Source organism: Microcoleus sp. (genome assembly GCF_049646505.1).
In the GTDB taxonomy this organism is placed as follows: Bacteria; Cyanobacteriota; Cyanobacteriia; order Cyanobacteriales; family Microcoleaceae; genus Microcoleus.
In genome coordinates, this window is the sequence record NZ_JBARVX010000519.1 from 1 (window position 1) to 9,265 (window position 9,265).

The following is a 9,265-nucleotide window of genomic DNA, read 5'->3' on the forward strand; positions in this document are numbered from 1 at the left end:
ATGCCCAATTCCCAATTCCCAATTCCCAATTCCCAATTCCCAATTCCCAAATTTAATTTACCACCTCAAATACTACTAATCGACTCAGCCACAGCGGTTGATTAGCCTCCACACCTTCAGGACGGCCCTTAGTAGAAGCAACCTGTATTCTGTTACCATTTATCCCTTGTTTAACCAGAGACGCTTTCACATTGATCGCCCTTTCCAGTGCCAATTTTTGATTTTCCGCCGGACTGCTTTTAAAATCGCTGTAGCCAATAATCCTAAAATTCTTCGTGCTGTTTTTCTCCATAAATTCCTTGACTTTATTTAGCTTTTGTGTTATGTCTTTTGGCGGCAAAACTGCCGAACCCACACCGAAATAAAGGCGAATTGCCATTGCCTTTGACAGCGGTTTAGAGCCTGTTTGCACTGTATTTGTTACAGACTTAACCCCCGGAATTTTTTCAAAAGCTTGAGTTATTTTCTCAGCATCTGCAGCCTTGCTCACGCTACCTGCAACGGCGACTTTTCCCTCTGCATAGCGAGCCGAAATATTAATGCTTTCTAGTTTATTCAAAAGCTCCACAGTGCGTTTGACATCGGCCGCAGCTAAGACTGGATCGGGAGGTACTTCAACGGCGATAATTTTATTGTCAATTGTTAATTTGGGAGCAGTTTGTTGAGCTATTTTTTCCGCTTGCGATCGCAGCTTTTGATTCGGTACTCGTCCCGAAATTTCCAAAACTCGATTTTTAACATCTGCCGCAAGGCGATAAACCGACAACTCCGGAGCAGATTGTAAAGCTAAATTTGTATCTGCTTCTATACTCGCTGCAATTGAGCTGCGGTATTGATGAATTCCCCAAGGTATACCAACTAAACCTAACGCAGCCAAACCGATAATTGGTAAAATCGGCTGTTTGGGAGATTTAGTTTTTATGTTATCTGTCTCAATTAACTTTTGCAAGTTCGAGTTTACTTCTGCAGGCACCGCAGTTGGATCGCCGTTAAATGATTGGATTATATCTCCGTATTCTTGAACAATTTTTTTGAAAATTGCTCGCATTTTGTACTTAAACCACTGCCGGGTTTCTCCTTGCATTACTACTGCCAAATAACACGATCCCGCAACTTCCAATACAATTGTAGATGTGCCGTATTCTATGGCATCAATCTCGGCAATATTTCCCGACTGAGAGATACAATCGTTGACAAAAGCGCGAATAGCAGTCAGCATCCCCGCTACCATGTCTGATTCTAGCTGTTCGCGTTCAGAATGCTGCACTGCTGAAATTACTAATCCCGATGCTGTTTGAATTAAAAAAACAGCTTTAACAGTCAGCGGTGTTGTTTCTTTCATCAGCAATTCTGCTTCAGAAACTCCCTGTAATTTGGCTTTAATTTTGCGACTAATTCCCTCGGGACTTAAAGATGATTCGACTTTTTCATTAATCTGCCGCATCGTCTCTGCGATATATTTTAAAATTGTGCCGCCGACGATCGGATAAAGTGCATCCGACATCGCTTCTGGCTTGAGATGAATTTGCTGTTTGATAGCAGAGGCCATTTCCGGCGCGATCGCCATTGCAATTTCATCGGGCGATTCACTGATTGTGTGGGTGATTCCCGCAGGAATAGCCGGCGCGATCGCTACTCCCATCGATTGCCTGTTATCTCTGGTTTTGGTATTAATTACTTCATCAATTATCGGAGTTATGCTTTCTGTAAATGATTGTCTCGACTGATTAATTGTTTGGAACAGCATTTCGGGAAATATGAGTTTGATTTTGCTCAATAATTCTTCCCGATCGCCTCCCCATTCAACCTCAGTTATTTTGCGTTCTAGTTCCTCTACTTTACCGTTGAGTTTGTAATTATAACCTACAACTTCATCTAACAACGGTAAAATAGATTCGATGACAGATTTTTCTAGTTGGGCGTGATGGCTAACCATCAGCTCGTCAATCAAAGGTTTCAGTAAATCTGTAAACAAGTCTGTCGATTCATAAATTCGGTGTTCGATCGCCACAATCTTTTCTTCGATATTTGCGAGTCTTGTACCGATCCTTTGATTCTGAAGGATGGCATCGACAGCGGGGGCGATCGCAGATTCTATCTCTAGCTTCGCTTCCCGAAGGCTTCCAGACAGCATCTCTACGATTGCGGGCATAATACTTGCCATCAACCCTTCTATCTCAGCTAAAACTTGCTGCTGAACTTCAACAATCTTACTTTCATTTTTCAAGATTTGTGCCGCAATACCGCTGTTTTGAATGGCAGTGTTGACAGCCGGGGCGATCGCATCTCTGACTTCTAACTTTGTCTCGTCAATTTTCCGGTTCAGCGACTCAATCATTAACGGCATCAACCGCGCCATAATTTCTTCCGGCTGAGACTTTTGCTGTCGCTGAAGATTGTTTAATCGACTTTCTACGCCGCTCAATTTTCCTTGAAATTCTCTTTGCAGAATTGCTGATTCTATCAAAGGTTCGATCGCCGCAGCCACCTCTAATTTTGATTCATCGATTTTACGGTTCAGCAAATCAGTTATTGCTGGCATCAGCACCGCCATTATCTCTTCTGGCTTCTGAATAGGCGACTGTTGTTCCGCCAGCCGGCGCTCGATGATGCTCAATACTTTTTCTTCTATTTCTACCCAAGCTATTCTTACCTGTACCGACGGCGCGACAGCTTCGACAACCTCTAACTTTAATTCACTAATTTTGCGGTTCAGCAAATCGCTAACTACCGGCACTAGCTGCTTGACTAAATCTTCCGGTTGCTGCTGGGAACGCTGCTGAATGTTCGCCAGTTTATCTTCAATTATTACTACTTTTTCTTCCAGTCCGTTTTGATTCTGAATTACTTGATTGACTGTCGGTGCGATCGCCGAAGCTACTTCTAACTTAGACTCCTCTACCCGACGGTTGAGCAGATCGCTCACCACCGGCATCAGCCGTTCGATCGACTGTTCGAGATTCGGTAGCTGCTGGTAGTTGAAGCTAGCAATTTGATTTTCCAAATCCGCTAATTTTGCCTGGAATTCGAGGGGATTAACTCGCTCGTTGCTGGTGAGTTCGATCGCCTTTTTCAATTCCGACTTCAACCCCTCAACTTCTTCTTTCACTAACCCAGGAATTAACGGTTTGATTAAATTTATCAACTCCTGCGGTTCAGACATCAGCTTATGAAAATTTTCTAACTTTTGTTCGGAGTTCAAAACATGACTGTACAATTCCGGCACATCCCTTTCAAACACCAATTGCTGCAACTGCTTGAGTTGCTGCGCTGCTTGTTCTAATTCTTCCTCCGACAGTCCATAATTGTTTGCTGAATTCGCGCTAGTTGATAAACCGGACTCTTGATTATTTTGTATGCTTTGAGATGGTATCTCTTCATTGTTAGTCAATACTTCGGGTACGATCGCCGATGATTCGATCACAAAAGACAACCTAGTGCGCCGATTTTTTTCCTCCTCAAATCGCTCGACAGGCTGTTGCGAAGGCGGTAATTTCAGCTCTGTAAACCCCTTTTTTGATTTTTTTAATAACTGCAATTCAGTCAGTATAGTTAGCAATTCCTGAAGTTGCTCGCCAGCGTTAGGAATTGCCAGACTTCCCTCAGAACTCTCTTTTTCTGACTGATATATTTTGCCTGAATTCTCATTAGATGCTGCCATACTTTGTTACCAAAATCTGATTTTAACCGATCGCCAAAAATGACCTGTTGGCTTGTCGCCTCACTACTGCGAAAATCAATAGACATCTCCAATAATTCTTGTGGAACCGGCAGGATACCTGCTGTTTGCAGGCTTTTGAGGATTTGTCTAATCGGAATGATATCAAGTCCGGTCGATTGACAGAGATTAAAAGGGCGGGTTTTTGAGATTGCAGATTGTTGGCAAATATTTTTGGTGAACCCGCCCCTACAATATTAGGGGTAATCGACTGGACGCGATATAACACAATTTTTCGCAGTATCAGGCGATCTCGCGCCTATCGGCCTATCTTAACTGCTGTTCTGCGACGGGCCAACTCGGCCGCCAACTGCAATGCTGCTTTCATGCTGGAGGCATCGGCAATCCCTTGACCTACAATATCAAAAGCTGTGCCGTGATCTGGAGATGTGCGGACAAAGGGCAAACCAATTGTTGTATTGACTGCTTTGTCGAAAGCCATCAATTTTACTGGAATCAACCCTTGGTCGTGGTACATTGCCAAGTAACCGTCGTGAGCTTCTTTGGCTAAGCCGTACCAAACTTTAGCCGGTTTTACCCACAGAGTATCCGGGGGTACTGGCCCGTCTAACTGCACTTGAGGAAAGCGATCGCGCTGCGTTTCTAACCAAGGTATCATCCAGTCTTGCTCTTCCTTTCCCAGTTTGCCGTTTTCCCCGCTGTGAGGATTTAAGCCAGAAATCGCAATTTTTGGTTTTTCTAGCCCAAAATCTTCCCGCAAACACTCTATCAGCAATTCTAGTTTTTCGCTCAACAATTCTGGAGTCAAAGCATCGGGTACTTGACGCAGGGAAATATGTGTGGTAGCGAGTAAAGTTACCAGCGTCCAACCGCTGTGAGGAGATGTGGCGGCAAACAGCATTCCGAAGCGCTGCGATTTGGCTTTTTCGGCCAGGAGTTCTGTTTGTCCGGGATAGTTGTAACCTGCAGCCTGCCAGCAAGTTTTGGAAATTGGCCCGGTAACGATCGCCCCAAATTCGCCTGCAAGGGTACGGGCGATCGCCCTTTCCATATACGCAAAGCTAGCCGCCCCGCTAGCTGCACTTCCGACACCGGGGACAATGGCACCCCATTTGCTGTCTGGTTCTATATCAATAATGTTTAATGTTTCGGGATTTGCCAAAGATGCCGCAGCAGGATGCCCGGATCGCCACCCGTCGTAAGTTTGCTGCAAAATTGCCCGCGAACCGAAAACCGTCACCGTCAAAGCTGCAGCGGGATCTGCCAAGGCCTTGAGAATCACTTCCGGGCCTATTCCCGCCGGATCTCCCAGAGTTACAGCTAGTTTTGATTCCCGATCCAGACTCAAGGCAGTTTTCTCCCACAAAATACAGGAATTTCCCCAACGAATGAAATTTTACCATTTAGGTAGCTAATTTCCCAAAATTCTCCGAAAAATGCCGAAAATCCGGCGAATGCCGCGCCGGGATGAAAGCCAGCACCAGGCTTGACAGTTTCTGGTAAGTTTTTGGATGGCGATCGTTGATCTAAGTAACTTGATACAGTAAAATACCACAATGACACAGGCCATAACACCGTTGATACGTTAAAGCGCGATCGGCAAGTGGAACAATTGGTCAACCAGAAGTAGCAATCTCAAGTGAGATACCCAGCCGCTCTCAAAACAGTACGGCGAAACTTGACCCAGAAACCAGCAAAACTCAAATTTTCCCTCAAAAAGTAGGGTGGGACACGCCCAAACTCTAGGCCAGTATCCTAGTAAGCTTGATTCTGATGAACCGGCAAAGATTGTCTAAACTCGACTGTTTGGTTGTGACTTGGGTAGAATCGAACTGTTCGGAAATTGCTCGCAAGAGATAGCTAATTTTCCGGTGAATCAAGGGATTGAGAATCTCCGTCTCTAACAAAGCCGAGAGTGTTAAAGTATGTTTATTTAATTTGCGATCGTCAAGGAACTCTAAAACACATGAACCCTGAATTTATCAGCGCAGCCTTTTTATCATTTTCCCTAATTTTCGTCGGTATCGGTGGAGGCTTCCTGCTGCTCAAACTCCAAGGCGGCGAAGAATAGGCGATCGTACCGAGCGCCGCAACCGGGTTTTTTTACAATAAAAATCGTGCACGATCGTTGGCAAGATTAGAAAAACCCGGTTTATTCAAATTTATTGTCAGAGTCCTGAGTGATTAAAACATATCGTTACCAAGACATCAGTATCAAAGCCACAAGCAAAATTTTTATTCGTCGATAAATACGCAACACTTTCTCTAAAACTCTCGGACTCTGGGACTCTGGGACTCTCTCGCCTGCCGGATACCGATCGTTAAATGAGACGATTTCAGGTTTTTGTTAAGTTTTTATAAAAAACTGAGAAAGACCTGATACTATTGTATAGAAAGTTTAAGATTCATAAATAAATCCCTAGATGACTTTATTGATTGTAGGTGCCACCGGCACTCTCGGCCGCCAAATAGCCCGCCGCGCCCTAGACGAGGGCTACCAGGTGCGCTGTTTAGTTAGAAATTACAGAAAAGCTGCATTTTTGAAAGAATGGGGCGCCGAACTGGTACCGGGGAACCTTTGCCAGCCCGACACCCTGATTCCTGCACTAGAAGGTGTCAGTGCTATCATCGATGCAGCAACAGCCAGTGCAGGCGATTCTGTCAGCATCAAAAGAGTAGACTGGGATGGAAAAGTATCGCTGATCCAAGCAGCAGCAGCAGCAGGCATCAAACGTTACATCTTCTTTTCCTTTCTCGATGCCGAGAAGTATCCGCAAGTCCCGTTGTTGGAAATCAAGCGCTGTACAGAGCTGTTTTTAGCAGAATCCGGTCTAGATTACACAATCTTGAGACCTTGCGGCTTTTTGCAAGGACTGGTGAACTTGTACGCAATGCCGATTTTGGACAATCAGGCAGTTTGGCTGCCCAACAAGCCGTCAGCTCTTGCCTACATGAACACTCAGGACGTTGCGAAGTTTGCCGTCCGGGCGCTTTCGGTTCCCGAAACCGAGAAAAAAACCTTTCCGGTAGTGGGAAATCGAGCTTGGGATGCTGAAGAAATCGTGCGGTTGTGCGAGCGGCTTTCTGGGAAGCAAGCGAAAATTACGCGCACCCCAGATGCCTTGTTGCAAGCCACCCGTCAACTTGCTAAGTTCTTTCAGTGGAGTTGGAACGTAGCTGACAGATTGGCTTTTTCAGAAGTTTTGGCCGCCGGAAAACCCTTGAAAGCTCCGATGGATGACGTTTACAGTGTCTTCGGAATCGACCCTAAAGAAACTACTACTTTGGAGTCTTATCTCGAAGAATACTTTAATCTGATTCTGAAGAAGCTCAAGGAAATAGAGTACGAGCAGCTTAAAACTAAAAAACGGAGTAAACAAAAGATGCCCTTTACTTTTTAAAGTGCCGAAAGCTGGAATTATATACAACGATGTTAAACCTGTGGCTTGTCGCATCGCTGCAGAGTTGAAAGACAAGCTGACTGCCCGCGGCTGGGAGGTCTGCTCGGTTTCTGGTTCCGGGGGAATTCTGGGCTATTCTAGCCCCGATCGCCCGATCTGCCACACTCCGATCGACCAACTCGTCCCCCCCGGTTTTGACAGCGACATGGAGTTTGCAGTGGTTTTGGGCGGCGACGGTACGGTGCTGTCTGCATTTCGCCAAGTTGCTCCCATCGGAGTGCCGCTGCTGACTGTCAATACCGGTCACATGGGCTTTTTGACAGAAACTTACCTGAACTTGCTCCCGCAAGCTTTGGAAAGGGCGATCGCCGGAGAATACGAAATAGAAGAAAGATCGATGTTGGCCGTGCGGCTGTTTCGGGAAAATGACTGCCTCTGGGAAGCCCTTTGTCTCAATGAAATGGTGCTGCACCGCGAACCGCTGACTTGTATGTGTCATCTTGAAGTGGCGATCGGGAATCACGCCTCTATTGACATTGCTGCAGATGGAGTAATTATCTCGACTCCGACAGGATCGACAGCTTACGCCCTTTCTGCCGGCGGGCCTGTAATTATTCCCGGAATACCGGTGCTGCAATTGCTGCCTATTTGCCCGCATTCAATGGCTTCGCGATCTTTAGTGTTTTCCAACACCGAACCGGTCAAGATTTTGCCGGCGAGTCCAAACCGCATGGTAATGGTGGTAGACGGGAACGGCGGATGTTATGTTCTGCCGGAGGATTGGGTGCAAGTCGAGCGATCGCCGTACCTCGCCCGCTTTGTTCGGATAAAATCTTTTGAGTTTTTCCACATTTTGCGGGAAAAATTAGGCTGGGGTTTGCCTCACATTGCTAAACCGAATTCGGTTGAGTTGCCTTAATAGTTGTTGTTGACACTCCCCGACTATCAAGGTACGGGGATTGTTGGCTCAACCAGATGGCTGGCTCGTAGATATCATATCAAGTCCTAGCTGTAGGACATCGCAATTCCCGTTCCCGTTTTTCACCGATTCAAGGGATTTTGATTTTTTTATCTGTTAATAAATCGTAGAATAAAGCAGCAATTAGTGTTGGTAATGTAGCCCGATATTTATCCACCGGAATCCTTAATTCTCGATCGAGATTCCGAACCATCTCCCAAGTCAGGCAGCGTTTACGAGATAGCGTTGGTACGCAGGAACATTTTTGTTTAACATCCTACCATTACCTATTCCCCATTCCCTAAACCACCGCTGCGATCGAGAAAATCAGTAATCTCCTGATAAAAAGCCTGTCCCTTTCCCCTGCTGCTACTTGCAGTCACCAATAATCTTAAAACTTCCACAAGCGAACTAATCGTAGCATCAAAAATCAATGCAAAAAGCTGGCTTAAATCATCTTGGTTTTGTTGCCCGTAGGCTAAAGCATTAATATAATCATTGCGGATTTGGTTGTCAATCACCACAATCGGATAGCCTGCACGGATTAAGAGTAAATTCATTAATAATCTGGCCGTTCGACCATTCCCATCCCGAAAAGGATGGATAGAAACAAAACGATAATGAGCGATACTTACATATTCGACTGGATGGAGCCTTAAAGCAGATTCCGAGTTGAGCCATATCGCAAAATCCCCCATTAATTGAGATAGTAAATAATGGGGAGGATAACGATAATTAGTTCCTGCCGCCATTACATCCAGAGTGCGATAACTACCCGCTTCCTCCGGGTTAATTTTGCGGAGAATAAGATTGTGAATTTGCTTAATTTCCCATTCATTAATCTCCGTATCCCTTTGGGCTAAATTTTCAATATAATCGATCGCCTCCTTATGTCCAATAACTTCTAAATGTTCGTCAAGGGTTTTGCCCCCCACAGTAATGCCCTTCGTTAAAACTAATTCCGTTTCACTTTGGGTTAAAGTATTACCCTCAATGGCATTTGAGTTATAAGTAAAGCGAACATCATAGAGCTTTTTGAGTTCGGTGACGAGGGTGGAATCGAACGGTCTAAACCCATCTAGCCAAGCTTTTAGTTTATCGATTCGTTCTAATTTAAGCCGATAATTCATCATTAAATAGTTGTCGATCGAAGAGGTTAATGAGAATTCCTTTTGTTTACCTAAAATAATTACCTTTTGAATGAATTTCTCGTATAGTTGAGTAGAC

6 protein-coding genes are annotated in these 9,265 nt (G+C 45.0%); 3 read left to right on the top strand and 3 right to left on the bottom strand.

Annotated features, from left to right (window positions below):
* Positions 1-52: 52 nt before the first annotated feature.
* Together WBA89_RS24605 and pdxA are read right to left on the bottom strand one after the other, a co-directional pair.
* Positions 53-3,661: an OmpA family protein gene (locus WBA89_RS24605; RefSeq protein ID WP_424410124.1), complete on the bottom strand. Its 3,609-nt coding sequence runs from the start codon at positions 3,659-3,661 to the stop codon at positions 53-55.
* 316 nt (positions 3,662-3,977) lie between these two features.
* A complete protein-coding gene (gene pdxA, locus WBA89_RS24610; protein WP_424410125.1) occupies positions 3,978-5,045 on the bottom strand; it encodes a 4-hydroxythreonine-4-phosphate dehydrogenase PdxA in 1,068 nt (355 codons plus the stop codon).
* 549 nt (positions 5,046-5,594) lie between these two features.
* On the opposite strand from pdxA, the gene WBA89_RS24615 reads away from it, so the two are divergent.
* The 3 genes from WBA89_RS24615 to WBA89_RS24625 all read left to right on the top strand — a co-directional run bounded on the left by WBA89_RS24615 (position 5,595) and on the right by WBA89_RS24625 (position 7,999).
* The gene (locus tag WBA89_RS24615) at positions 5,595-5,750 is read left to right on the top strand and encodes a PetM family cytochrome b6-f complex subunit 7 (protein ID WP_424410126.1); all 156 of its coding nucleotides are present in this window, start codon (positions 5,595-5,597) and stop codon (positions 5,748-5,750) included.
* Between the two features lie 352 nt (positions 5,751-6,102).
* Entirely contained in the window at positions 6,103-7,080 is a 978-nt protein-coding gene (locus WBA89_RS24620) for an SDR family oxidoreductase (RefSeq protein WP_424410128.1), read from the top strand.
* A gap of 1 nt (position 7,081) precedes the next feature.
* Positions 7,082-7,999 carry an NAD(+) kinase gene (locus WBA89_RS24625; RefSeq protein WP_424410129.1) on the top strand — a complete coding sequence of 306 codons (918 nt, stop codon included), beginning with the start codon at positions 7,082-7,084 and terminating at the stop codon, positions 7,997-7,999.
* 326 nt (positions 8,000-8,325) lie between these two features.
* Here the strand turns inward: WBA89_RS24625 and WBA89_RS24630 are convergent, their stop codons facing one another.
* Positions 8,326-9,240 carry a Fic family protein gene (locus WBA89_RS24630; protein WP_424410130.1) on the bottom strand — a complete coding sequence of 305 codons (915 nt, stop codon included), beginning with the start codon at positions 9,238-9,240 and terminating at the stop codon, positions 8,326-8,328.
* Between the last annotated feature and the right edge of the window lie 25 nt (positions 9,241-9,265).

Coding starts and splice junctions, on each gene's coding strand:
- WBA89_RS24605 (WP_424410124.1), bottom strand. CDS start 3,661: ATGGCAGCATCTAATGAGAATTCAGGCAAAATATATCAGTCAGAAAAA.
- WBA89_RS24620 (WP_424410128.1), top strand. CDS start 6,103: ATGACTTTATTGATTGTAGGTGCCACCGGCACTCTCGGCCGCCAAATA.